The following is a 24818-nucleotide window of genomic DNA, read 5'->3' as shown; positions in this document are numbered from 1 at the left end:
AGAGTTTATCAATGTAACTAATTGTTGAGTGAAAACAGCACTGCCAACATACTTTAAGGGCGACAGAATTATCTGGATGGTTGCCTTCTTGCTGATGATAGTATCACTGCTGGTTGTCTATTCGGCTACTGGTACGCTTGCTTATCGTTTCAAGGAGGGAAATACTACCTATTACTTTCTGAAGCAGCTGATGTTTTTGGGTGTAGGGTTCATGATTATGTATTTTGCTCACCTGATGCCTTATCGCCTTTTCTCCAAGTTTGGCAAAATACTTCTGTATGCTAGCATTCCGCTACTGTTGTTTACCTTGCTCTTTGGTGCAAATCTTAACCAAGCATCGCGGTGGCTGGTGATTCCTGGTTTGGGCTTTACTATTCAAACCTCCGACTTGGCAAAGCTTGCCCTAATAATCTTTGTCTCAAAGATGTTGGCGCAAAAGCAAGATCAAATAAAAGACTTTAAGGGAACTTTTCTTCCGCTCATTGCACATATTGGGATTGTTTGCCTGCTCATTTTGCCTGCAAACTTTTCGACTGCAGCCTTATTGGGGTTAGTCTGTATGCTACTTCTTTTCATTGGTCGCATCAGCATGAAGCATTTGGGTATGCTGGTGGGGATTGCAGTTGTAGCGTTTGGACTGTTTATTCTTATTGCCTCAAAAACCTCTCAAGGAGGTCGTATTGGTACTTGGCAGAGCCGTATCGAACGCTTTGTGGGTTCGAAGGATGGAGGTCCAGGATACCAAGTGGAGCAGGGAAAGATCGCTATTGCTACTGGCGGTATTTTTGGCAAGGGTCCTGGAAATAGCACACAGCGAAATTATTTACCTCACCCATACTCCGACTTTATTTATGCCATTATAATTGAAGAATATGGAATAGTAGGCGGCGTAATTGTATTATTCCTATATCTGTTTCTGCTCTTTAGGGCGGGCGTAATTGTCCGAAAAAGTAAGCGAACGTTCCCTGCCTTTTTAGCGGTAGGACTCACCTTAATGCTTGTATTTCAGGCATTGGTGAACATGGCTGTGGCGGTACACCTCTTTCCCGTTACAGGGCAGCCATTGCCAATGGTTAGTATGGGAGGTAGTTCTCTTCTCTTTACCAGCTTAGCTCTAGGGATTATATTGAGCGTGAGCCGTAGTATGGAAGAGGCCGAAAATGATAAAAAAATTGAAGAAGATGGGATTAAGGCTAATAGTTAGTGGTGGTGGTACTGGCGGGCATATCTTTCCTGCCATATCAATTGCTCAGGCAGTTAAAGCGGCTGTTCCTGATGCTGAAATCTTATTTGTTGGTGCCGAAGGTCGCATGGAAATGGAAAAGGTGCCTGCGGCTGGTTTCGATATCGTTGGTTTACCTGTTGTTGGTATCCAGCGGAGTTTTACCTTAAAGAATCTAGCAGTGCCCTTTAAATTATTGAAGAGTTTAAGGCAAGCTCGTCGGATTATTAAGGATTTCAATCCCGATGTGGTGGTCGGCGTGGGCGGTTATGCCAGCGGACCAACTTTGTATGCCGCCTCGGGTATGGGAATCCCTACACTGATTCAGGAACAAAATAGCTTTGCTGGGCTAACCAATAAGTTGCTTGCCCGCAGAGCGAAAAAGATATGTGTGGCTTACGAGGGTATGGAGAAGTTCTTTCCTAAGGAAAAGATAATGCTTACGGGGAATCCTGTGAGATCCGACTTGAGTAAACGAAAGATTAATGGCCTGCGCCGGGAAGCCCAAGAGTTCTTCAATCTCGATCCCTGTAAGCAAACGATTCTGGTGCTTGGGGGCAGTTTGGGTGCCAAAACCATAAATACTAGCATTTCTAAGAATCTGGACTTACTTGCGCATTCGAATGTTCAACTGATATGGCAAACGGGTAAGAGTTATATTTTCGATGCTCGACGCGTGCTAAGTAGTTACTCGGTTCCCAACGTTAAGGCTTTCGACTTTATATATAGTATGGATTTAGCCTATGCCGCTGCCGACTTGGTGGTTTCACGGGCAGGTGCAGGAACCATCTCCGAACTCTGTTTGGTTGGTAAACCTTGTATCTTGGTTCCTTCGCCCAACGTGGCCGAAGATCATCAAACTAAGAATGCGATGTCGCTTGTTTCGCGTGAAGCGGCAGTAATGGTGAATGATGATGAGGCAGTTCAGAAACTTGTGGCTGCAGCAATTGAGTTGGTTATGGACAACCAACATCTTAATGCCTTGGCCGAAAACGTTTATGGGCTCGCCCTTACCAATTCGGCCACAATTATTGCTAACGAAGTTATAAAATTAGCAACGGAAAAGAGATGAGTGTTACATCAGTAAGTCGAGTTTATCTCGTTGGAATTGGAGGAATTGGCATGAGCGCCCTTGCTCGCTTCTTTGCAAGCGATGGAAAGGCTGTGGCAGGTTACGACCGTACTCCTACCGAACTTACCGATGCGCTTCAATTGGAGGGTATGGCAATTCATTTTGAGGATTCTATTGCAAATATTCCCAGTGAGTTTAAGGCCCCTGCCGATACTCTTGTGATCTATACGCCAGCAATTCCAGCAGATAGTCCTGAACTGAATTGGTTTGTGGATAATGGATTTACAGTGCTTAAACGATCGGAGGTCTTGGGCGAACTTTCGAAAGGAAAGAATACTATTGCAGTTGCCGGAACGCATGGAAAAACCACCATTACTACCTTTGTCTCGCATCTTCTTACACATAGTGGTTTAGGGTGTGGTGCATTCTTGGGTGGAATATCTAAAAATTATGGAACAAATCTCCTAACTCCCAAGGGTAGCAATAACTTGGTAGTTGAGGCCGATGAGTATGATCGTTCGTTCCTAAAACTTTTCCCTAATCTCGCAGTAGTTACCTCTGTAGATGCCGATCATCTCGATATTTACGGAACTTACGACGCTATCGTCGAGGCTTTCTCACTTTTTGTGGGCCAGATAAAGCCAGGCGGAAGTGTAGTAATGAAGCAGGGAATAAATCTGAAGATCACGAACAGTCAAATAAAGGTATTCACCTACTCGCTCGATGAGGATGCTGATTTTCATATTGCTAACTTGCACGTAGAAAACGGTGTATCTATATTTACTTTAGTCACCCCTTTTGGATGTGTCGACAACGTAAACCTACACTTGCCGGGCAAAGTGAACCTTGAAAATGCTGTGGCTGCGGCTGCACTTGCATTGCTTGCAGGTATATCGCCGGAGGAATTACGGCTTGGGATTGGATCGTTCTTGGGTGTAAAAAGACGCTTCGATACGCGCTACAAAGGAACGGGGGTCGTTTTGGTTGACGACTACGCTCACCATCCGGTGGAACTCAAGGCAGCCATAAATGCCATGCGCGAAGCTTATCCGGGTAAACGGGTTACGGGAGTTTTTCAGCCGCACCTTTTCAGCCGGACTCGCGATTTTGCCGATGATTTTGCTGCAAGTTTAAGCTTGCTGGACGATCTCTACTTACTGGACATCTATCCTGCTCGTGAGTTGCCCATAATTGGGGTTACCTCTCAAATGTTGCTCGATAGGGTAACCATAAGTAGCAAGAAGTTGATTGGTAAAGAGGAGTTAATCGAAGAGTTGAAGCGAAAAGATAATTTAGAGGTATTAATTATGATGGGTGCTGGCGATATTGATAAGTTGGTAGCTCCATTACAAGCGATATTTGAGAAACGATAGGTACGATGAATAAGTTAAAGTGGAAGAGAATCAAGGTTATGTCCGGCTGGATTGCAATAATTTGCTATCTGGTAGTTGCTCTTTCGTTTTCCTCTACCAAGAAGGATGAGCTTAACTGCTCGGGTGTAAAAATATCTATCCGCGATAGCGTTACCAACCGGTTTGTTTCCTCTCGTGAGATTTATGCTAAACTAGTCAATATTGGAATAAAAATAACAGGGGAACCGCTCTGGAAAATTAATACCTATGAGATAGAGCAACGCTTAAGTGAGATGAAGACCGTAAGTAGCGTTGATGTATATGGAGGAAGCGATGGATTTGTAAGAATAATGGTTTCGCAACGTAAGCCAATAATCAGGGTAATTCCCACTTCGGGTGGTAGCTTTTATATCGATGAGGATGGATTCATCTTCCCCTGCTCCAACCATTATACTGCTCATGTTATGATTGTCACCGGGAACGTGAAATACCCTACCGGAGTAATGAATGTGAGCGAGATGATTCCAGCGGATAAGGATCAGTCGGTTCCGCTGTTAGTGATGATGTATCGTTTCGCCAAGTATGTGAATAATAACGATTTTTGGAATGCACAGATACAGCAACTGCTTGTTCGAGGAAATCACGATATTGAGTTTTACACCCGTGTGGGAGTTCATTCTATCCAGTTGGGTGGGTTTGAACACTACGAGAAAAAGCTCGATAAGCTCTATACCTTTTACCAAAAAGGGTTGCCTGCAGTAGGTTGGAATATGTACAAGACCATCAATTTGAAGTATAGTAACCAGATAGTTTGCACCAAAAGATAATAAATATAGCCATGGCACAGAAAAATGAATACGTAGCCGCAATCGACCTAGGAACTACCAAGGTTGTTGCATTAGTTGGAAAGAAAACCCGAGGTGGGAAGCTGCATATTCTCTCTCATAGCAAAACTCCCTCCAAGGGAATTAAGCGGGGAGTTGTATTGAACATTGATGAAACTGTTAAGGCAATTCAAGAAACCATTGAAGAGGTGCAATTGCAATCGGGAATAATTTTCGATGAAGTGTTCGTAGGTATTGCCGGTCAGCACATCAAGAGCTTGCGCAACCGTGGCTATATCAATCGCGATTCGGTTGATGACGAGATAGTGAAGGAGGACATTCAGGCCCTTATTCGCGATATGTATAAGATTCCGCTTGAGGCCGGGGAGGAGATTATCCATGTAATTCCCCAAAGCTTTATTGTTGACAATGAGGTGGGTGTGAAAAACCCCGTGGGCATGTCGGGTGGTAGGCTAGAGGCGAATTTTCACATCGTAATAGGTCAAGTGGCCTCGGCTAAGAATATAGAGAAATGTATTAACCGCGTAGGTTTAAAGGTGGAAGAGTTAATTCTTGAACCATTGGCTTCGTCCGCTGCCGTGCTAACTGAGGATGAAATGGAGGCCGGCGTTGCTCTTATCGATATTGGAGGTGGAACCACCGATTTGGCTGTTTACTACGATGGTGTAGTGCGTCACACTGCCGTTATTCCTTTTGGGGGGAACGTTATTACTACTGACATTAAGGAGGGTTGTTCCATACTGCAAAGGCAAGCTGAGGCACTTAAAGTGCAATATGGTTCTGCTCTTGGCGATCTTGCCCCTGAGGATAAGATTGTTTCTATCCCCGGCATTAGCGGACGTGAGCCTAAGGAGATCTCATTCAAGAAGCTAGCAAACATCATCCAAAGTAGGATGGAAGAGATTATTGATGCGGTTGCCTTTGAAATTGAAAGTAGCGGTGTGGCCGATAAGCTTAGTGCTGGTATTGTCGTTACAGGAGGCGGTTCGCTGTTGCGTCACCTTCCGCAGCTAATCAATTTTAAAACTGGCATGGATGTTCGTATTGGGCAGCCCAACGAGCACCTTTCGGCCGATTCGGGTGAAGAGATAAACCATCCGCTTTACTCTACCGCAGTAGGATTGGTTCTAAAAGGTTTTGAATACTACCTGGAACATCCTCGATATATTCAGGATGACGAACCTGAGGTAGTGGTGGAACGCAAGACCGTGTCAGCACCTCAGGCGGTGAAGAGTGCACCTGCGCAATCATTTGAGGAGGAAGAACCTAGGAAAATGGCAAGTCGCAAGAGTGGTTTGTTTGATAGTGTAAAGAAGAAGTTTACCGAGATTTTTGAGGAGAATGACTCCGAAATGTAGTTGAAAACTGTAAAAAACTAAAAAATATAACCATGGCTGAGGATTTAATGAACTTCGACCTTGCCGCCGCCGGTCCATCAATCATTAAAGTTATTGGTGTTGGGGGCGGTGGCAGCAATGCAGTGAACCATATGTTCAGGCAAGGAATCAAGGATGTAGACTTTGTTGTGTGCAACACCGATTCACAAGCCTTGGCAAATAGCCCTGTTCCCATAAAGATCCAACTGGGCGAGAGCCTAACGCAGGGGCTTGGTGCTGGCAATAAGCCCGATGTGGGTAAGCAAGCTGCCATTGAGAACTTAGAGAATATTGTGAAAGTTCTTTCACGACATACCAAGATGGTGTTTATTACCGCGGGAATGGGTGGCGGAACCGGAACTGGTGCAGCGCCTATCATTGCCAAAGCGGCAAAGGAGATGGGAATACTTACCGTTGCCATTGTTACCATACCTTTTAAGTTTGAGGGGCTTCGCCGCATAAATCAGGCGCTTGAAGGCATTGCAGAAATCGAGCAACACGTGGACTCACTGCTCATTATCAATAATGAGAAGATCCGCGAGATATATGGCGACTTAGCCGTATCAGCTGCCTTTTCCAAGGCCGATGATGTGCTTACTGTTGGAGCCAAGGGAATTGCCGAAATTATTACCGTAAACGGTTACATCAACGTTGACTTTGCCGATGTACAAACGATCATGACCAATAGCGGTGTTTCCATTATGGGTTCGGGACGGTCGTCGGGCGAGGGTAGGGCCATTAGGGCTATTGAAGCCGCACTCGCTTCACCTTTGCTCAACAACAATGATATCTCGGGAGCTAAGAATATCCTGCTGAATATAACCTCTGGAAACAAGGAGGTTACTATGGATGAGATTAGCCAAATAACGGAATACATACATAGTTCTTCCACCACCGAAATCGACCTGATTTGGGGAAATGGAATTGACCCGAACCTCAACGATGAGATTAATGTAACCATAATCGCAACTGGATTCGAAAGTACCAGCATCCCCGAACTTTATGCACGGAAACCTAGGCGTGTTGATGTGGTTAATTTGAATCATGAAGACGACTCTATCTCGGAGCCGGTTGTTGGCACTACCGTCACCTTTGGGAAAAGCAGTATTCGCCAGACATCTATCGATTTTGGCCAAGAATCGGAAGATTTGGGTTTTGTGGTAAAGCAGGCTAAGCGCGATTCGGGGACTAATACACCTCAAATGAAACCTGCAGCAAAGAACAGTGGTGGGCCTATTCATAAGTCCGATTTGTCGATTGAACAAGCCGAGCAGGTTCCTGCGTTTCAGCGAAAGAATGTACAATTGGAAGATAAGATATATTCAAAATCGCAGGAGGTTTCCCGTTTCACCCTTTCCGACGACGACGATATGCCTTTGAAGCCATTGAACTCTTACCTGCACGATAATGTTGATTAAGTAGAAGGTTATTCTAAGCGCAACTGGAAGTTTTAACTGTTCTTTCAAACTATGTTGAATTGTTACGAGAACTTTCTTATCGAACTAATAAATATTTTGAGATGACGTTAGAAGAAAAGATTAATCAAGCAATAAAAGAGGCCATGCTGGCAAGAGCAAAGGAGCGGCTAGAGGCATTGCGGTCGGTAAAGAGCGGTATTATCTTGCTAAAAACAGACAAGGGGCCATCCCACGAGGTTACTGTCGATGAGGAGTTGAAGATGCTTCAAAAACAGGTAAAACAGCGTAAGGAATCGGCAGAGATATATACCCAGCAAAACCGTCCTGAACTCGCCGAAAAAGAACTTGCCGAGGCGAAGATAATCGAGGAGTTCCTGCCTGCACAAATGTCGGCAGAGGAGTTGGAGTCCAAGATTAAGGCTATTATTGCTCAAGTTGGTGCGCAATCGGCCAAGGATATGGGTAAGGTGATGGGGGTTGCCTCTAAGGAACTTACGGGTAAAGCGGAAGGAAGGGCTATTTCTGATATGGTAAAGAGACTGCTTGCCTAGTTCGTTGTGCAATATAGATAAAAAAAAGAGGGGCAATCGCCCCTCTTTTTTTTTGCAATTACTCTTATCTAGAAGAATTTCGATCTATTATCCTTAATCTTTGCAGCATCCTCAAGTGCTTGCACAGCGGCGCGAGGGGCAAAGTTGCCATACATATCCATCAACCTCTTTTGGTTATCGATTGCGTTAAGGGACGAATCTTTTGCAACGGTCTTCACCTGGAAAAGGTAAACCGCGTTTGTGCCAATTACTGGTTTAGAGATTGCGTCTTTAGGGGTTACGGAAGAGGCCGCGATTAACTGTGGCTCAATACCCGCACCTGGAACAACATACGATGAGAAACTGATGTTATCAGCCTCCATTTGGGATAAGCCCATCTTTGAGGCAATTGTCTCAATGGAATTTGCCCCATTAGCAGCGTCGGTCATTTGCTTTGCGAGGATTTCTCCCTTTTTCTCCTTCTTAACGATGAATTCAATATCGTTTTTAACTGTTTCGAAAGGAGCAGGACCATCTTCTCTAACGCCGGTGAGGGCTGCAATTACAAATTGGTCGCCAAGTTCGAAAACGGTAGAGATATCACCCTTTTCAGCACCAAATGCCCAACGAACGATCTCTCTTGGACGCTCTAGACCTGCAATGGTTTTATCTCCCTCTTTTAGGTTATTCGCTATGCGTTTCTTCTGGGAGTTTTTTGCATCGTTTGATGCCTTCTCAAATTTATCGAACGTATTGTATTCTGCAACAAATTTGCTGGCATCAGTGTAAATAGATTGGTAGGTTTGGTTGCTTGGAACAACATCAACCTCTACGGTTGCCAGTTGCACTTTCTTCACATCGGCACCCTTATCCAAAATCTGTATAATATGAACTCCAAATTGGGTTTCCACGGTTACGATTTCATTCTTACTTCCATTGAAACAAGCATCGTTGAAAGGTTGTACCATCATACCTTCACGGAACCATCCAAGATCACCGCCTTGTTGAGCACTACCTTGATCGCCAGAGAATTGTTTGGCAAGTTCAGCAAAGTTACCGCCCTTACGTACAAGGTTTGCAACGCTGTCGGCTAATGCCTTGGTGGCTTCTAGTGTTTGTTTTGGAGCAATGAGAATATGACGTGCCTTTACAGAGTCGGGCGACATTTTAGTGTTAGATATCCGATAAAGCTTATAAACATTATTTTCGAAGATTGGGCCAAGCATATCTGCTTTGGTCGCGCTGAACGCGAAGTTTCCAACCGCCTCTGTGAGTTCTGCCTTTTTGAAGAAGGTGCTTTCAACGTTCTTTTTCGAGTTTAGTTGAGCATACTGCTTCGCATCTTCGGCTACCTTAAATTCAGGAGCAAGCTTGTTGATAAGATCTTCGGCCTTGGTGAAATCCTCTTTTGATGGGAGAATAGGGAATACCATATAATCGATATCCCTTGAAGCCACTTGGTCAAAGTTCTTTTCGTGATCGTTGTAGTAATTTTTTAATTCCTTATCAGTAACGGTCACGCTAGTGTCGGTAATGGAATTAAATGCTTTTCCAATGTAGGAGAAGGAAACCTTCGTTGCCATTGCATCGGTAGCTTCTTTTGCTTGGAATTTGGTAATGTAGAGGCCCTTTCCAATAAGGGTTTCGTATTTTTCTCTGAGTTTTCCTTTGACAATCTCCTGCTCGAGGCTTAACCAAGACTGGCGTGCTTCAGGATTATTGTCAATGTTTTTCAAGAAATTAATAACCGCATTACGATCAAACTGACCGGTTTGTGGGTTTGTGAAATACTCCCGAATTAACGGAGCTGGATTGTTGCCCTGAACGAGATCGAAGAGTTCGTCTGTTGAAACAGAAACGCCCACTTTGTCAATTTCCTTTTCAATGGTGTTTTTATCCACAAATGTTCTCCAGGCATATTCCCTAATTTGCTCCATCTGAGCTTCAGGAATTGATGCCTGCTTATTATTCGCCTTCTGATTCTCCTCAATCTTGCTTACAACTGCCAAGTATTCCGGGTAAGGAATGCTTTCGCCGGCGATTTCTCCCACAATATTTTTGGATTGCGAGAAAAGAGTCGAGCCAGAATTAAGCATATCGCTTAGAATAAAGGCAACCAAAGAGAGTCCAATAACTGTGGCAATAAGCACTCCACCTTTGTTCCTGAGTTTTTGTAATGTAGCCATTTAGCTTATAATTTTATGATTTACTTTTTCCTTTAAGAGGTTACGAATATAGCAATTTTCATTTTTGCCTTTTCATTTATTTTAAAAAAAAGGTAAAATGGGCAATATATTATTATTTTGAAGGGTAAATGGACCTGTGGTTCGGTTTTTATACGAGAACTGTTAGGTGAATTAGATCCACTCTGATGCCTGACATCTTTAGGATCTTCACCCGCATGCCATCGAATATGAGTATCTCTCCTTGGGCAGGAATACTTTTGTTTTGGAAGAATATATATCCTGCAATAGTTTCGTAATCGTCCGATTCCGGAATTTCAAGGTGGTAAATCTGATTAAGGTAATCGACTTCGAGGCGTCCAGAGAAAACAAATTCATTAGGATTGAGCTGTTTCTCAACGGAATCGTCGGAGTCGTGCTCGTCCTCTATTTCACCAAATATCTCTTCCATTAGATCTTCGAGAGTAACCATTCCGGCCGTCCCACCAAATTCATCGACAACCACAGCAAGGTTTTTGTGCGATTTAATTAGGTTTGAGAGCAACTTATGAGCGGGCATGGTTTCGGGAACAAAATCAATGGGCTTAATCATCTTGTCCAACGATGCTGGTTTGTGAAACAGATCTTTGGAGTTTATGTATCCAATAATATCATCTTTGGACTCTCTAAAAATCAACAAGCGGGAGAAGTTAGTTTGGATAAATAGTTGGAGCACTTCGTCCATTCCTGTTCCCACTTCAATGCCTTCAATTTGGGTTCGAGTTACCATGCAATCGCGTACCCTTAAGTCTTGAAAATTGAGCGCGTTCTTGAATATAATCATATCGTGAACGTGACCTGTTTCCTCCTCTTTTTGAGAGGGGGACTCATTTACTAGATCCGTTAAATCGATCTTGTCGAAGAGGGTTTTATGTTTGTTGTCCTCTATTTTCACCCGAAATACTACCCGAAGAATAAGATATGAAAGAGTGCTTGCCAGTTTTGATATGGGATAAAAAATAATGTAGAACAGGGTAATGGGAAAGGCCAGAATGGAGAGTATGCTGTTTGGGTTAATTCGGAATAGGGCCTTGGGCAGAAACTCTGCGGTAAAGAGGATGATAAGCGTAGAGAGAAGTGTCTTAATGCCGAGCACTGCTGCTTCGGTGGCGAAGTAGGGCTGAAGAAAGGGATCGAGCATTGATGCCATGGCAATACCATAAACCACAAGGGCAATGTTGTTCCCCACGAGCATGGTTGAAATGAATTGCCCCGGATGGCGAGCAAAAAGTTCAATTACCTTTGCACTATATCCACCTTTCTTTCTGTCAAGCTCAAGTTTTAGTCGATTTGCAGAGAGGAAGGCAATTTCAACTCCCGAAAAGAAGGCACTTAAAAGTATGGAAACAAGGATAATTGTTAGTTGGCTACCCATAGTTGGTGAGCGGTTATTTTGCCATTTTTTTTAGCATTGTTCTTCTAAACTGAAACATAGCTAAGGAGATTACACCAAGAATAAAGAACATATAGCTAACGCTAAAACCTGCTACTATAGTTTGATAAATCCCAATACCAAAGCAGCATATGGCCATAATTAACCATACGGCAACGATAATTCTTCCAAGTTGTTTATTCATCATTCAAATTGATATCGCCAGAGAAATTAAAGATAGAATAGTTTTTAAACCTTTCGTCCGATTCGAATCGTTTTCCTTGCTGAACGGTTCCGTCGCCACGTATTACTTTGCAGAAATCATTGGAGTAAACTTTTTTCTCTCCCTCATTCCAATAGAGTCGTTCGGTATGGAGTACGTCACCTTTTTCATTTTTCCCAACTACATCGTTTCGGGCTTCCCATAACTTTTTTGTTTCGTAGCGGATGGCATACTTGCAGGTTAGCGAGGAGGTGGGTTTATGTGCTTGATCGTAAAATGTTATCTCAATGCCTTTTGGGAAAATAGTTTTTGGCTCCTCTGCGTTTTCGAATCGCTGTAGTTCTGGCGCTGTCATTTTCACCATAACCTTACCATTTTCAGTATAGATGGTGGTAATGTTTTTCCCTATCTGAGTGGCTTTGTTTTCGTTAGTGGCTAACGATTTTATAACCTCTAGATCATTTGAACAGGCGAAAATAAAGGTAGCAGCTCCCAAAAGAGCTGCTACTTTAAGTAAACGAATTATGTTTTTCACTTCAGATGTTAGTTATTACCTTACGTAGGTTGTCTCGTTAATCCAGCAACCAATCGTAACTGCTTGTCCATTGGTAAGTCCTTGGAAGAAAATCTCCTCTTTCTTTGGGAAATATTGACTGTAGGTAGCAATTGATTTGTTTGCATCTTCGGCAAGGCTAGGATCAATCTGCTTGGCTTTGGTGTATTTATCTACAGCTAGCCAGAAGATTGTTTGCTTAGCAAAGTCGGTATCGCCGCAGTTTCTTACACTAGCATAGATATTGCCCAAGACCATGTAAGCCATACCATTTGTGCCATCGCTTTCAATAGCATTATAGGCGGCAGCTTTTGCCGCAGGCTTGTCGTTCAATCCGTGATTGTAAAGGTTGCTAAGAACAAGATAGTACTTGGATTTTTCGGTAGCGTTGGCTTGCTTGTTTATGGCTTCCTTATAATATGTAACTGCTTTCTCGTTATCGCCTTTGGCTTCAAACATCCTAGCGATATTGAAAGCTGCCTCGGCGGAGGGTTCTTTTTTATAGATGTTTTCGCTCACATCGATAAAGAGTTGATCCTTGCAGTTAGCATTACTTAATAGGCTAGAAATTTTCTTGGTCTGATCCAGGTTCTCTGGGTTTGCCTTAAATTTAGGTCCAAATATTGCCACAAGGTTCTCGCAGGTAGCAACACCACTTGTTGCAAAGATAAATTCTACACTTTCCTTTGCGTTTTGGATACCCTTATCCTCGGGCTTTGCAGCAATTTGTGCATCAAGATATTCGGCACTCTGTACGTACATATTCAGCATCTGCTCGGCAGTTACAATCTTCTGATCGTATAGTTGCTTGGCAATTTGATAGCGAGTTCCAATAACTTGCTCTTCCGATTTGCCCTTCAAAAGGTCAATGGATTCGTTGAACATTGCGTAGGCTGTAACTAGGCTATCTGGAGCGTATTTTACGAAGTCAAGCGCTTTTCGACCAAGAACATAACCTTTTCTGCCAAAGAACTCAATTCGCTTATCGTAAACCCTCATAAGGGTATCGAGATAGTGTGCCTTAGTTACTTGATCTGTTTCATTTTCAATCAGACTCTTGAAAATTTTCGCACCATTGATGTAGGTGTTTTGGCTTGCCATAGGACAGTTAGTAAATACCTTTGCCCAAGGTCTTTTTGCATCCTTAAAGTTGTCTTGCTTAAACAGTTCACCATAGAGCGATAGGTTTTTAAGGCATTCGATGCGTTTTACGCTATCGGTGCCGTATTTTAGATCTTTCGGATCCTTGATGTTGGATTGTGCAAATGCTAGGGCAGGTAGAATAAGTGCCACCAGCAAAATAGATATTAGTTTATTCGTCTTCATCGTAATGTTATTTGGCGGTTAAATATTTTTCTAATTAAACTTTGGTTTAAAGAACCAGAAGTCGTAAAAAATCAAACTTACCGAAAACAGTGTATAGTTTTCTTTGATCAGATTATTTGTTTTTGAACCTCGTTGACCCGTTTCAACTGATAAATTCAGCGATGACTTTGTGTTTTTAAACGGAAGTCCAGCGCCAAAGGTTATTCCATAATCGTTAATTTGTGTGTTATTGATCTTGGCAATCGGTGATGTGTAGTAAGCACCTGCTCTATAGCTAATGTGTTTTAAGTAACTTTTTAGGTCGAAACGGCTGGGTGTATACTCCACACCAACTCTAAAAGAGGCAGAATGGTTAAAGTTGCCGCTGAAGGTTGGTAGGCTTGCATTGCTCCAATCTTGGTATATCACGTCCATCCCGGCATTTAACTTATCCTTCTGGTTGTAGGTAACTCCCATACTTAGGGTCGATGGCAAGGTAATTTTGGGATGATTTTTGGAATATGATACTGTATCGTATCGTCCACTCTTTTCTGCTCTGGTGTATAATTCCTGAAGTAGCGTAGTTTTTCGCTCAGGCTCATAGGTAATTCCAAAAACCATTGATTTGTCGTCATCTAAATTCTTAATTACCTGTGCTCCGAGTTTTATATTAACGTGGGATATGCTCAACTTGTTTTCAGATATCATGTCGAGATATAGCGCTTGTGTAGGATAAATGATGCTGCTGGTGCGCGTAATGTTGCCGAAATAGTAATTCATGGTTGCGCCCAAGTGCAGGTATGGAAGAACCTTGAAGCCAGCAGCAATGAACATCTTAGATATTCCGCCTTCGCCTTCGTTTATGTAGTTTATGTTTCCAATGGTGCTAAGTTTGACCGGATCCATTTCTCTGTTGAACATTTTATAACCAACATTGGAATAGGGCAATACTCCCATTGAGGCAGCGCACCACTTTGTTACAGGGAAACTAAAAGCAAAGTGCTGTATGTTGAAACTGCTGTTGGACGCATTACCTTCAGAAGAACTGAGGTTTTGGGCGTAGCCTCCAAATCCAAAATCGAGCATAAATGAGAGCGAATCTTGCTCAGTTAATGCCGCTGGATTTTCAAAGTTTATTGAACTCGAACTTCTAATACCGGTATTTATACCTCCCATGGCCCTACTCCGTGTAAATCCTTTTGGTCCTGGATCACCTAGCCCAAATATGGAGTATGGAGAAAAAGTGTTGGTGCTGCTATTTTGCGGGAAGGCTGCTTGGCAAACCACCAGAAAAAAAACTGCAAAAGCAATAAATCTATTTGTTTTCAGCATTCTTATTATATTCAAGTATCGAGTTTAAACCTTCAATTACAATATTAAAGTTTACAAAGATGGCATTTTTAAGATTTTGTGCAAAATTGTTTGCATCCCCTCCGGTCAAAATTACTGTTAAATTAGGATAAATTGTCATAAATTTCTCAATTATGCCATCTATCTCGGCTGTAATGCCGTGAAATGTGCCAGCTTGGATTGCCTCGATTGTATTCGTTCCAAATAGTGGACTTCGAAAATTTGCCTCCACCAGAGGCAGTTTTGAAGTAAATGCATTCAACGCTTTAAGGCGTATATTAATTCCTGGTGATATATTGCCACCAAGGTATACACCATTGCTGTTTATCAAATCGTAGGTTATTGCTGTTCCAATATCGATTACCAGAACGTTGCTGTGTGGAAAATTATTGTTGGCACCAACTGCGGCGGCTAGCCGATCGAGTCCCAGCGTTTCCGGCGTTTGATAATTGTTTATTATAGGTATGAGTGTTTTGTGGGTGAGTATTAAAGGCTTTTGCGGTAAGAAGTTTATGATTTCCTTTACTATGGGTGCTTCAATATCTATTACCGAGCCAATAATAATACCCTTGTAAGCCTCATGGTGATGTGTGAATTGCGCAAGTCTCTCCAGCTGGTCGTAGTTGAATGCCTCCAATGCCACAATTCCGTATCTGTTCACCTTTGCAACCTTTGCTCGGGTGTTTCCTAGATCCAATATCAGGTTCATTTTAGCCAAGGGTTTTGTGCGGTGGCTTGTTGGTTTATTTTCTTTGGTGCGACTGATTCGAGCATCCGGTTTGTTAGCTCAAGGGCGTCGCCTACATTGACCACTTTTTGGACTACTACGGTTAACTTGTTCGTACTCTCTTTCATTTTGAAACGTTTGGAGTTGCTCTGGTAGTAGGCCATGCTATTCGCAAAAGTAGAGCTGGTATAAAAAGGTGATATCTGATTACCAATATAGTTGGCAAGCATAATTCCTCCTTTTAGAGTAATCTTTTCGAAACCCAGCTTCATGGCATTCCACCGGAGGCGCACAACATTTAATAGTTCCGAAACTTGACGTGGTGGTAATCCAAATCGGTCGTTGAGCATAATTTCAAACTTCCGAATTCCCTCTTCATCAGTAATATTGTCTAGTTCTCGATACAGTTTAATTTTCTCGGTTGTGCTACCTATATAGTTATCAGGCAGTATAATATCCATGTCTGTCTCTATGTGGCAGTCTTGAACGTAGTTGTTGGTTCCCTCTTCTTCTTTTTTCTCGAATTCCTCTTTAAACAAGTCCTTAAACTCTTCCTCTTTCATCTCTTGGATGGCTTCGGTTAGAATTTTGTGGTAGGTTTCGAATCCGACCTCCGCTATAAACCCGCTTTGTTCTCCACCCAATAGATTTCCTGCTCCGCGAATCTCGAGGTCTTGCATCGCAATGTTGAAACCGCTGCCCAAATCGGAGAACTCCTCTATGGCACGCAACCGGCGTCTTGCTTCGTTCGTAAGGGTTGCAGGCGGTGGTGCAAGCAAGTAGCAGAATGCTTTTCGGTTAGTTCTGCCCACACGACCTCTTAACTGGTGCAAATCGCTAAGTCCGTGCATGTGAGCGTTGTTTATAATAATAGTGTTGGCATTGGGAATATCCAGACCGGCCTCGATAATGGTAGTTGCTACCAAAACATCGTATTCGCCTTCAATGAAGTCCATCATCGTTTTCTCAAGCGTTGGGCCGTCCATCTGACCATGCCCCACAATGGTCCTTGCTGTTGGACACACCTTCTTTATATAGTTCTCTATTTCCAGAATATTCGAAACCCGATTATGAACAAAGAACACCTGACCACCTCTGTCCAGCTCATAGTTTATGGCATCGCGAATAATATTCTCGTTAAAGACATGGAGTTCCGTGGCAATGGGGTAACGATTTGGTGGGGGAGTAGCAATAATCGACAAATCGCGTGCGCCCATTAGCGAAAATTGAAGTGTTCTGGGAATTGGAGTAGCCGTAAGTGTTAGCGTATCTACATTCTCTTTGATTTTGCGGAGCTTCTCTTTGGCACTTACACCAAACTTTTGCTCTTCATCAATTATAAGTAATCCGAGATCTTTAAACTTGATCTCTTTGCTAAGTAGCCTATGGGTGCCAATAAGTATGTCAATTTTCCCTTCGGCCAGCATACTCAGGGTCTCCTTTTGCTCCTTTGCTCCTTTGAATCGACTCACATAATCGATAGTGCAGGGGAAGTTTGCCAACCTGTTTTTAAATGTTTTGAAGTGCTGAAGTGCAAGAATTGTTGTAGGTACGAGAATCGCCACCTGCTTGCTATCGGCCACGGCCTTGAAGGCCGCCCTAATGGCTATTTCGGTCTTTCCAAATCCCACATCGCCACATACAAGGCGATCCATGGGGATTGGGAGTTCCATGTCGTCCTTTACAGCTTGGGTCGATTTGGTTTGATCGGGTGTATCTTCATAAATAAAAGAGGCCTCCAATTCCTGTTGCATGTAGGTGTCGGGCGAGAAGGTGAATCCTTTTTGCTCTCTCCGTTTGGCGTAAAGAATTATTAGGTCTTTGGCAATATCTTTTACCTTTTTCTTGGTGGCTTGTTTTAACTTTTGCCAAGCGCCACTCCCTAGTTTATTAACTTTCGGTGGTTCACCATCTTTGCCTCTAAACTTGGATATTCGGTGAAGGTTATGAATACTGATAAGCAGTACATCATTATCCTTGTATACCAGTCGAATTGCTTCTTGGATTCGCCCATTTTCGTTGGTGCGCACTAGACCGACAAATGTACCAACGCCGTGATCAATATGTACCACGTAATCGCCTGGTTGGAGAGTATTGAGTTCCTGTATGGTTAATGCTTCGCTGCGATTATACTCGCCACGAATTTTGTAGCGATGGTATCGTTCAAAAAGTTGATGATCGGTATAGCATGCAAGTTTTAGATCCTTGTCGATAAAACCTTCATGAAGGTTCACTTTTTTAAAGGAGAGGGAAACTTCTTGCTTTGCAGTTTTTGAAATTATCTCTTTTAACCGGTTGGTTTGGTTTTCGTTGTCGGAGAGAATAATTGTTTGATAACCGGCAAGTGTCGATTCTTCAATATTTTTTGTGAGTAGGTCGAAATTCTTTGCAAACGACGGCTGAGGAGTCATATTAAAATCAAGCGCAAATACATCGGGGTAGAGTGGGTGCTGCCCAAATTCAATGCTGTGGCCAGCCTCTAACGATGCTTTTAACTCTCGCTCTTTAATGAGTACGTTATCCTTATGCTTCCACCCCGGATTTTCATCTTGAGCCTCGCGACTTTGCTCGGTGAGTTCGTAAAGTTGCTTTATCCGTTCCAGAAATAGAGCACCATCCTTTATCCAAAAAACGGTTTTGCTTCCTGTATGGTTCAAAAGCGAAACCATCTTTTCCCCTTTCAGTTCGGCAGTTACGTGAGGGACAATCGTGATTTTTGTTACCTTTTGGTTCGACAGTTGAGTTTCTATATCAAATTCGCGAATCGACTCCACTTCATCGCCAAAGAAATCGATGCGGTAGGGCTTGTTGTTCGAAAACGAAAATACATCCACGATTCCGCCCCTTACCGAGTATTGACCCGGTTCAAAAACAAAATCAACGCGCAGGAATCCATACTCTTGAATTACTTCTACCGCAAAAGAGAGGGAAATCTTTTCACCGGCAGACAGAACCATGGTATTCTTGTCCATCTGCACTTGGTCGGGGATTTTCTCTACCAACGCTTCAGGGTAGGAGACAATCACGAGCCGTGAAGACTTCCCTTTTTGCTTTTGCAGAAGGTTGATTTGGCTTACTACTTTGGTTCGTTGGATAATTCCCGAAGGGTCGGGATTCCCAAATTGGATAGACCGCTTATAAGATGAGGGAAAGAAAAGAACTTCATCTTCTTCCAGAAGGGGAACCATATCATTATAAAAGTAGGCTGCCTCATCCCTGTCGGCAAGTAAAAACAAGTGAATTCCTTCGGTAATTGAAAGCGCTGCTGCTAAAGCAATGGAAGACCCTGCAGTGTTTTTGAGCAATATCCTTGGATTATTGGATTTTATATGCTCCGCCAGCGCTCTAACTGCTGAATTACGTTCGAAAAGTAATAAAAAGTCGCTCTGCGACATGTTGGTTTATTTAAAATGAGAGGCAGCCAACCAATGGCCACCTCGAAATTAATGGAATAGTGGGTCGCTAGTTCAACTTGATAGGCTCTTGTTCTTTTATAAACGCCTCTGCCTTTTCCACCATGTGCAGCGAGCCTGTAATAATCGATACCCGCTGGTGCAGGGAATGGGGTTTTATTTCCATAATGCGATGACTACCAGTGCTTGCTTTGCCACCAGCTTGCTCTGCAAGGAAAGCAATTGGGTTGCATTCGTATAGAAGTCGAAGTTTTCCCTCTGGATTTTTTTCAGTATGGGGATATAAGAAAATCCCTCCCTTCAACAGGTTTCTGTGAAAGTCGGATACCAAAGAGCCAATATACCGAGCCGAGTAGGGTCGATGGGTTGGTTTATCGATGTCTTTGCAATAGGCTACATACTTTTTAATTCCTTCGGGAAATTCGTGGGCATTTCCTTCGTTGATAGAGTATATTGTCCCGTCCTCAGGGGTCTTGATGTCGTGATGGCTTAGGCAAAACTCTCCTATGGATGGATCGAGTGTAAAACCAAATACTCCGCGACCAGTGGTGTAAACAAGCATGGTGGACGAACCATAGATAATGTATCCTGCTGCAACTTGCTTTGTTCCAGGCTGGAGGAAATCGTCAAGAACGGCTCTTTCGCCTCGAGGGCTTATGCGTCGGTAAATCGAAAATATTGTTCCTATGGAAACGTTCACATCAATATTTGAGGAGCCATCGAGAGGGTCCATGCAGAATATGTAATTTCCATCGCGCGATAGGTCGTCATCAAAGGTAATGATCTCTTGATTTTCTTCGGAAGCAATACCGCAACATTCACCGCTGGAGCGAAGGGCTGCAATAAACTGATCGTTAGCAAAAACATCCAATTTCTTTTGATCTTCACCCTGAACATTCACTTCGCCTGCTTCACCAATAATGTCGACAAGACCTGCTTTATTGACTTTCTTGTTGACCATTTTGGCCGCAACCATAACGTGGTAGAGTAACCGCGTTAGTTCGCCTTTGGCATAAGGGAATTCCGCTTGACTCTCAATTAAGAACGTGGTTAGCGTTATTACTTTATATCCTTTCATTTGGGAATGCGAGTATTATAGGGTTAGGTTGCAATAGTCACAATTTGAGCGATAACGGAGAAGACCAATTAGTAAGCCAATGGGCTTCAATTGGAGAGGGCGATCTTGTTGCAGATTTGCCCGTGTCACCAGTAATAGGTGAAATATGTCGACTGAAACTGTACCTATAAAATGGCAAAACATCAGTAAATGCGTGTCTCATGGCTGGATGGGCTGGATTCATTACGCCCGTTAAAGGTAACTATTTTGTGGCTTTAATGAAAAGAAATCAGAATTTATTGCAACTTTATGGTGGTTTTTTACTCACTCATATTTCATTATATCTGTTAGTTACGATATTTAAAGTTGGTTTTGATGTTACTTGACATCCTAAATTGAGTTGGTCTAATGCAATGCACACGCAGTATAGTTGCAGAGCATGATGCTGGTAATCATCAATGTAAGTGTTGTCTGGTTTTCAGAGCAATTATGACCTGTTACAAAATTTGGGAAGTGCAGTAGTTTCTTGATTTAGGAGGATTATTTAGGATAGGTTGTTTTAATTTGGAAAAATATTTGAGATGAAGGTTTATAAATTTGGTGGGGCATCCATAAAGTCCTCCGCGGGGATTCGAAATGTAAAAGCAATTCTTGGGTTGTGTCAGGAGCCATTGGTCATTGTGGTTTCAGCGTTGGGGAAAACTACCAATGCTCTTGAAATTCTTCTGAATATGTATTTTGAGAATGATCCTGCCGTGGAATCGCAACTCGCTAAAATTGAGAGGGAGCATTGTTCTCTATTAGAAGAGTTAGTTGGACCGGGAATGGATACTGAGATATTGTCACCGTTGTTTGCCGAAGTGCGACAACATATATCGGGGCGTTTGAAGGGATCCTATGATTTTTGCTACGACCAGCTGGTTTCGTATGGCGAACTCCTCTCAACTAAAATTGTATATGCATACCTTATTAAAGAGGGCGTGAATATTACATGGCTTGATGCACGGAAGTTGATTTCAACCGATAGCAACTTTCGCGAAGCAGGGGTAAATCTAGAGGAGACAGCACTCCGTGTTCACAGTGCATTAGAAGGGAAACAGGGTAGTTTTCTGATTCAAGGCTTTCTGGGTGGAAACATTGACGGCTATGCTACCACCTTGGGGAGGGAGGGGTCCGATTATTCTGCCGCGGTGTTGGCCAACGTTATTAATGCCGAGTCGGTTACAATATGGAAAGATGTCTCCGGTATCCTGAATGCCGACCCCAAGGAGTTCAAGAATGCAGTGCACCTTCCGGGGGTTTCCTATCAAGAGGCTGTAGAGCTATCGTTTTTTGGAGCACAAATTATTCACCCCAAAACGATTAAACCATTACAAAACAAGGGTATCACTTTGTTTGTTAAGCCGTTTCAGCAACCGAATGCAGCAGGGACAATTATTAATGCAGAGGCTACCTCTGGATCGGTACCAGTATATGTAATTAAGCACAATCAGGTGCTTATTTCCATACGTCCCAAAGATTTTTCGTTTGTGCTCGAAGAGACTTTAAGCGAAGTATTCCCAATCCTATCGAAGAATCGAGTTAAGATAAATATGGTTCAGAGTTCAGCCATAACCATATCTATATGTGTGGATGGGGTAAAGCGCTATATCCAACCTGCAATGGAGGAACTTAAAACCAAGTTTAATGTACTTTACAACGAGAATCTAGAGCTATTTACTATAAGGAACTATAGAGTCGATGAAGTCGAAAAGATTACTTCAGGTCGCAAGGTATATATGCTTCAGAAGACTCGTCGCACTTTAAGGATTCTTGTGGACGAGGGCTCCTTTGATGGAATGGAACTTTAACGGTTAAAGGTTAGGGCTATTGCAGCCGTACTATCACGCTCAACTAATGCTCCATTTTTATATACCAGTTTACCATTCACAAAAGTGTGAGTGACCTTATTCGAGAAACGGATTCCTTCAAAGGGCGACCACCCACAAGGATATAGAATATTCTCCTTCGAAACGATCCAAGGGGCGTTGGGGTCAATTACGGTTAGGTCGGCAAAATATCCTTTTCTGATAAAGCCTCGATTACTCACTTGAAAGGCAATGGCAGGGTTATGGCACATTTTATCCACGACTTGCTCTATCGTGAAGTAGCCTTGTTTGGAGAGTTCCATCATCGCCACCAGTGAGTGCTGCACTAATGGGCCTCCTGAAGGTGCTTGGAAGTATCCTTGATTCTTTTCTTCTAAGGTATGTGGGGCGTGGTCAGTTGCTACTACATCAAGTTTCCCTGCAAGTAGTCCTTCCAGCAAGGCCAGCCTATCTTTTTCCAACTTAATGGCAGGATTCCATTTTATCCGAGAGCCATATTTCGAATAGTCGGTGTTGTTAAACCATAGGTGATGTACACATACCTCTGCCGTTATTTTCTTTTCGGAAAGATTCCCTTTGCTGAATAGAGCAAGTTCGTCGGCGGTGGATAGGTGGAGTACGTGTAATCGTGTGCCATACTTGTGCGCTAGCGAAACAGCTTTATCCGAGGAGCGGAGGCAAGCCTCATGCGATCGGATGAGGTGGTGGTAGTCAAAGGAGATGCCTTCTCCAAACTTCTCCTTGTAAAGCCTTGTGTTGTTTACAATAATCGACTCCTCTTCGCAGTGTGTTGCTACCAGAATTGGCGATTCGGCAAATATTCGGCTTAAACTTTTTGTATCGTCTACCAGCATATTTCCGGTGGACGATCCCATGAATACTTTTACGCCACAAACATGCTTGGGGTCGAGTTTCCCAATTAAGGCGGTGTTGTTGTTGGTTGCGCCAAAGTAAAAGGAGTAGTTCACCACAGAATCAATCGCTGCAATTTCGAATTTCTTCCTTAGTTCATCGAGGTTTGTGGTGGGCGGTTTTGTATTAGGCATCTCCATGAAGCTGGTTACTCCTCCTGCTGCAGCTGCATGGGCACCATTCTTTATGGTATCCTTGTGGGTCATGCCCGGTTCCCTGAAGTGAACTTGATCGTCGATTACCCCGGGGATAAGAATCTTACCCTCGAGGTTTATCTCTTCATGTTTATCGTTCCGAGTATGGTCTCCGCTTGGTGTAATTTCGGCAATCTTATCTCCTATAATAAGGATGTCGAGTTTTTCTGCTTTGCCTTCGTTTACAACTAAGGCATTCTTTAGCCAAACGGTTCCCATAATATGTGGTTTTTTAGTTTGAGGAAAGCGGTTTGTAAGTTCTAAACCAGCTCCCTACCTTCATTTTTATAACACCCCAGAATGCTTCGTTGAAAATGCCACCACTCATTTTTGAGGCACCAACCTTCCTGTCGGTAAAAATAATTGGTACCTCTTCAATCTTGAAGCCCAATTTCCAAGCGGTAAACTTCATCTCAACTTGAAAGGCATATCCCTTCATTTTGATATTATCGAGGTCGATAGCCCGAAGAACCTTGAGAGTATAGCATTTAAACCCTGCAGTAGTGTCTCTTATGCTCATTCCTGTTACGATTCTAACGTAGGCTGAAGCGTAGTATGACATTAGAACACGGCTCATAGGCCAGTTTACCACATTTACACCAGTCTTATACCTCGAACCAATCGACATGTCGGCTCCGTTTTTGCAAGCCTCATAAAGTTTAATTAAATCGTCGGGATTGTGCGAGAAATCAGCATCCATCTCGAAGATATACTCGTAATTGTGGGCTATGGCCCACTTGAAGCCTGCAATGTAGGCTGTGCCTAACCCCAACTTCCCAGCTCTTTCGACCATGTGCAGTCGTTCAGGGAACTCCTGTTGCAGTGCCCTTATTACTTGGGATGTACCGTCTGGCGAACCATCATCTATTATAAGGATATGGAAATCTCCAATAAGCGAAAATACTTTTCTGATTATGTTTTCAGCATTTTCTATTTCATTGTAAGTGGGAATAATAACGAGTTTATCAAGCATTGCAATTATGTTTAAGTGTATTTTCTAAGTTGTAACTCTCTTAATATATAGGGTGCGAATTTAGCATTTAATGCAAAGATACATTAGCAACGGCAACAATTATCAATTGTAGCGTTTTTTTTCGTTAAAAGGTTTTGACAGTCAGTCCTTTGTTTTTATTGTGAAAATTCTTCGAAGTTTTCTACTCAAAACATTTGGAAATAAAGGTTGCTCACTCTATCTTTGCACCCGCTAAACAAGAAAAACAGGTTCTCTAAAATAGTCGCAAAACACCAATTCGCTCTTGCGAATTGCTCCAAAAAAAATAAATCGAATAAATCGAGAAAATATTTTGGAGGTTTCAAAAAAAGACGTAGTTTTGCACCCGCTTCACCAAAATCGACAAGCGATTAGGCGAAGTCAATTGAGATGAAAGTTCTTTGAATGGTTGGGAAATTACAGTTTTGTTGAACAACAAAACAGTTAAGATAGTGACAATTTAATTGTCAAGACAGCAGTAGCGTAAAGAACAAATAATACAACAGGAAAACTTTTTACTATGAAGAGTTTGATCCTGGCTCAGGATGAACGCTAGCGGCAGGCCTAACACATGCAAGTCGAGGGGCAGCGAGGGTAGCAATACCTGTCGGCGACCGGCGCACGGGTGAGTAACGCGTATGCAACCTGCCCCCGTCTGGGGAATAGCCCGTCGAAAGGCGGATTAACGCCCCATAGTTCTCCCCTCCGGCATCGGAAGGGAGGTAAAGGTTACGGACGGGGATGGGCATGCGTGCCATTAGCTTGTTGGCGGGGTAACGGCCCACCAAGGCTACGATGGCTAGGGGAGCTGAGAGG

General features: G+C 43.0%; 18 protein-coding genes and 1 rRNA gene. 9 read left to right on the top strand and 10 right to left on the bottom strand.

Translation table 11 applies throughout. The annotated features are described in order from the left end of the window. The first annotated feature begins 28 nt into the window (after positions 1-28). From BLS65_RS08985 to BLS65_RS08955, 7 genes are all read left to right on the top strand, one after another. On the top strand, positions 29-1204 hold the full coding sequence (locus BLS65_RS08985; RefSeq protein ID WP_212590521.1) for an FtsW/RodA/SpoVE family cell cycle protein: 1176 nt from the start codon (positions 29-31) through the stop codon (positions 1202-1204). Then, on the top strand, positions 1182-2294 hold the full coding sequence (murG, locus tag BLS65_RS08980; protein ID WP_092438157.1) for an undecaprenyldiphospho-muramoylpentapeptide beta-N-acetylglucosaminyltransferase: 1113 nt from the start codon (positions 1182-1184) through the stop codon (positions 2292-2294). The genes BLS65_RS08985 and murG overlap by 23 nt, the downstream gene beginning before the upstream one ends. Next, positions 2291-3667, top strand: a complete 1377-nt coding sequence (gene murC, locus BLS65_RS08975; RefSeq protein WP_092438121.1) for a UDP-N-acetylmuramate--L-alanine ligase — start codon at positions 2291-2293, stop codon at positions 3665-3667. Before murG ends, murC begins: the two co-directional genes overlap by 4 nt. Before the next feature lie 5 nt (positions 3668-3672). Continuing rightward, positions 3673-4473: a cell division protein FtsQ/DivIB gene (locus tag BLS65_RS08970; protein ID WP_092438119.1), complete on the top strand. Its 801-nt coding sequence runs from the start codon at positions 3673-3675 to the stop codon at positions 4471-4473. A gap of 11 nt (positions 4474-4484) precedes the next feature. Then, positions 4485-5849: a cell division protein FtsA gene (ftsA, locus tag BLS65_RS08965; protein ID WP_092438117.1), complete on the top strand. Its 1365-nt coding sequence runs from the start codon at positions 4485-4487 to the stop codon at positions 5847-5849. Positions 5850-5881: 32 nt separating this feature from the next. Further along, the gene (ftsZ, locus tag BLS65_RS08960; RefSeq protein WP_092438115.1) at positions 5882-7285 is read left to right on the top strand and encodes a cell division protein FtsZ; all 1404 of its coding nucleotides are present in this window, start codon (positions 5882-5884) and stop codon (positions 7283-7285) included. A gap of 101 nt (positions 7286-7386) precedes the next feature. Next, complete coding sequence (locus BLS65_RS08955) at positions 7387-7836, top strand: GatB/YqeY domain-containing protein (RefSeq protein ID WP_092438113.1); 450 nt, start codon at positions 7387-7389, stop codon at positions 7834-7836. A gap of 68 nt (positions 7837-7904) precedes the next feature. Here the strand turns inward: BLS65_RS08955 and BLS65_RS08950 are convergent, their stop codons facing one another. From BLS65_RS08950 to fbp, 8 genes are all read right to left on the bottom strand, one after another. Next, positions 7905-10001: a peptidylprolyl isomerase gene (locus tag BLS65_RS08950; protein ID WP_092438111.1), complete on the bottom strand. Its 2097-nt coding sequence runs from the start codon at positions 9999-10001 to the stop codon at positions 7905-7907. A 148-nt stretch (positions 10002-10149) separates the two neighbouring features. Then, entirely contained in the window at positions 10150-11412 is a 1263-nt protein-coding gene (locus BLS65_RS08945) for a hemolysin family protein (protein ID WP_092438109.1), read from the bottom strand. 194 nt (positions 11413-11606) lie between these two features. Beyond that, positions 11607-12167 (bottom strand): LPS export ABC transporter periplasmic protein LptC, encoded by a 561-nt coding sequence (gene lptC / locus BLS65_RS08935; protein ID WP_092438105.1) that lies wholly within the window; start codon positions 12165-12167, stop codon positions 11607-11609. Positions 12168-12182: 15 nt separating this feature from the next. After that, complete coding sequence (locus tag BLS65_RS08930) at positions 12183-13511, bottom strand: tetratricopeptide repeat protein (protein WP_092438103.1); 1329 nt, start codon at positions 13509-13511, stop codon at positions 12183-12185. A 30-nt stretch (positions 13512-13541) separates the two neighbouring features. Next, entirely contained in the window at positions 13542-14822 is a 1281-nt protein-coding gene (locus BLS65_RS08925) for a BamG family beta-barrel-assembly machinery protein (protein WP_092438101.1), read from the bottom strand. After that, positions 14806-15549, bottom strand: a complete 744-nt coding sequence (locus BLS65_RS08920; RefSeq protein ID WP_092438099.1) for a type III pantothenate kinase — start codon at positions 15547-15549, stop codon at positions 14806-14808. The genes BLS65_RS08925 and BLS65_RS08920 overlap by 17 nt, the downstream gene beginning before the upstream one ends. After that, on the bottom strand, positions 15546-18962 hold the full coding sequence (gene mfd / locus BLS65_RS08915; RefSeq protein WP_092438097.1) for a transcription-repair coupling factor: 3417 nt from the start codon (positions 18960-18962) through the stop codon (positions 15546-15548). The genes BLS65_RS08920 and mfd overlap by 4 nt, the downstream gene beginning before the upstream one ends. Positions 18963-19029: 67 nt before the next feature. Beyond that, a complete protein-coding gene (gene fbp / locus BLS65_RS08910; RefSeq protein ID WP_092438095.1) occupies positions 19030-20058 on the bottom strand; it encodes a class 1 fructose-bisphosphatase in 1029 nt (342 codons plus the stop codon). A gap of 560 nt (positions 20059-20618) precedes the next feature. Here fbp and BLS65_RS08905 point away from each other — a divergent pair. Further along, complete coding sequence (locus BLS65_RS08905; RefSeq protein ID WP_092438094.1) at positions 20619-21887, top strand: aspartate kinase; 1269 nt, start codon at positions 20619-20621, stop codon at positions 21885-21887. Here BLS65_RS08905 and BLS65_RS08900 read toward each other — a convergent pair. After that, the gene (locus BLS65_RS08900; protein ID WP_092438092.1) at positions 21884-23230 is read right to left on the bottom strand and encodes a dihydroorotase; all 1347 of its coding nucleotides are present in this window, start codon (positions 23228-23230) and stop codon (positions 21884-21886) included. The two genes, BLS65_RS08905 and BLS65_RS08900, sit on opposite strands and share 4 nt — an antisense overlap. Before the next feature lie 13 nt (positions 23231-23243). Then, complete coding sequence (locus BLS65_RS08895; protein WP_092438090.1) at positions 23244-23984, bottom strand: polyprenol monophosphomannose synthase; 741 nt, start codon at positions 23982-23984, stop codon at positions 23244-23246. Positions 23985-24519: 535 nt separating this feature from the next. Here BLS65_RS08895 and BLS65_RS08890 point away from each other — a divergent pair. Beyond that, positions 24520-24818 (top strand): 16S ribosomal RNA (locus tag BLS65_RS08890); the annotation flags it as partial.

The sequence above is a fragment of the Williamwhitmania taraxaci genome (assembly GCF_900096565.1).
GTDB classification, from domain to species: Bacteria; Bacteroidota; Bacteroidia; order Bacteroidales; family Williamwhitmaniaceae; genus Williamwhitmania; species Williamwhitmania taraxaci.
Note: the sequence above shows the minus strand (reverse complement) of the source record. Positions and strands in the feature narration are given on the sequence as shown.

Coding starts and splice junctions, on each gene's coding strand:
- murG (WP_092438157.1), top strand. CDS start 1,182: ATGGGATTAAGGCTAATAGTTAGTGGTGGTGGTACTGGCGGGCATATC.
- murC (WP_092438121.1), top strand. CDS start 2,291: ATGAGTGTTACATCAGTAAGTCGAGTTTATCTCGTTGGAATTGGAGGA.
- BLS65_RS08970 (WP_092438119.1), top strand. CDS start 3,673: ATGAATAAGTTAAAGTGGAAGAGAATCAAGGTTATGTCCGGCTGGATT.
- ftsA (WP_092438117.1), top strand. CDS start 4,485: ATGGCACAGAAAAATGAATACGTAGCCGCAATCGACCTAGGAACTACC.
- ftsZ (WP_092438115.1), top strand. CDS start 5,882: ATGGCTGAGGATTTAATGAACTTCGACCTTGCCGCCGCCGGTCCATCA.
- BLS65_RS08955 (WP_092438113.1), top strand. CDS start 7,387: ATGACGTTAGAAGAAAAGATTAATCAAGCAATAAAAGAGGCCATGCTG.
- BLS65_RS08950 (WP_092438111.1), bottom strand. CDS start 10,001: ATGGCTACATTACAAAAACTCAGGAACAAAGGTGGAGTGCTTATTGCC.
- BLS65_RS08945 (WP_092438109.1), bottom strand. CDS start 11,412: ATGGGTAGCCAACTAACAATTATCCTTGTTTCCATACTTTTAAGTGCC.
- BLS65_RS08930 (WP_092438103.1), bottom strand. CDS start 13,511: ATGAAGACGAATAAACTAATATCTATTTTGCTGGTGGCACTTATTCTA.
- BLS65_RS08925 (WP_092438101.1), bottom strand. CDS start 14,822: ATGCTGAAAACAAATAGATTTATTGCTTTTGCAGTTTTTTTTCTGGTG.
- BLS65_RS08920 (WP_092438099.1), bottom strand. CDS start 15,549: ATGAACCTGATATTGGATCTAGGAAACACCCGAGCAAAGGTTGCAAAG.
- mfd (WP_092438097.1), bottom strand. CDS start 18,962: ATGTCGCAGAGCGACTTTTTATTACTTTTCGAACGTAATTCAGCAGTT.
- fbp (WP_092438095.1), bottom strand. CDS start 20,058: ATGAAAGGATATAAAGTAATAACGCTAACCACGTTCTTAATTGAGAGT.
- BLS65_RS08905 (WP_092438094.1), top strand. CDS start 20,619: ATGAAGGTTTATAAATTTGGTGGGGCATCCATAAAGTCCTCCGCGGGG.
- BLS65_RS08900 (WP_092438092.1), bottom strand. CDS start 23,230: ATGGGAACCGTTTGGCTAAAGAATGCCTTAGTTGTAAACGAAGGCAAA.
- BLS65_RS08895 (WP_092438090.1), bottom strand. CDS start 23,984: ATGCTTGATAAACTCGTTATTATTCCCACTTACAATGAAATAGAAAAT.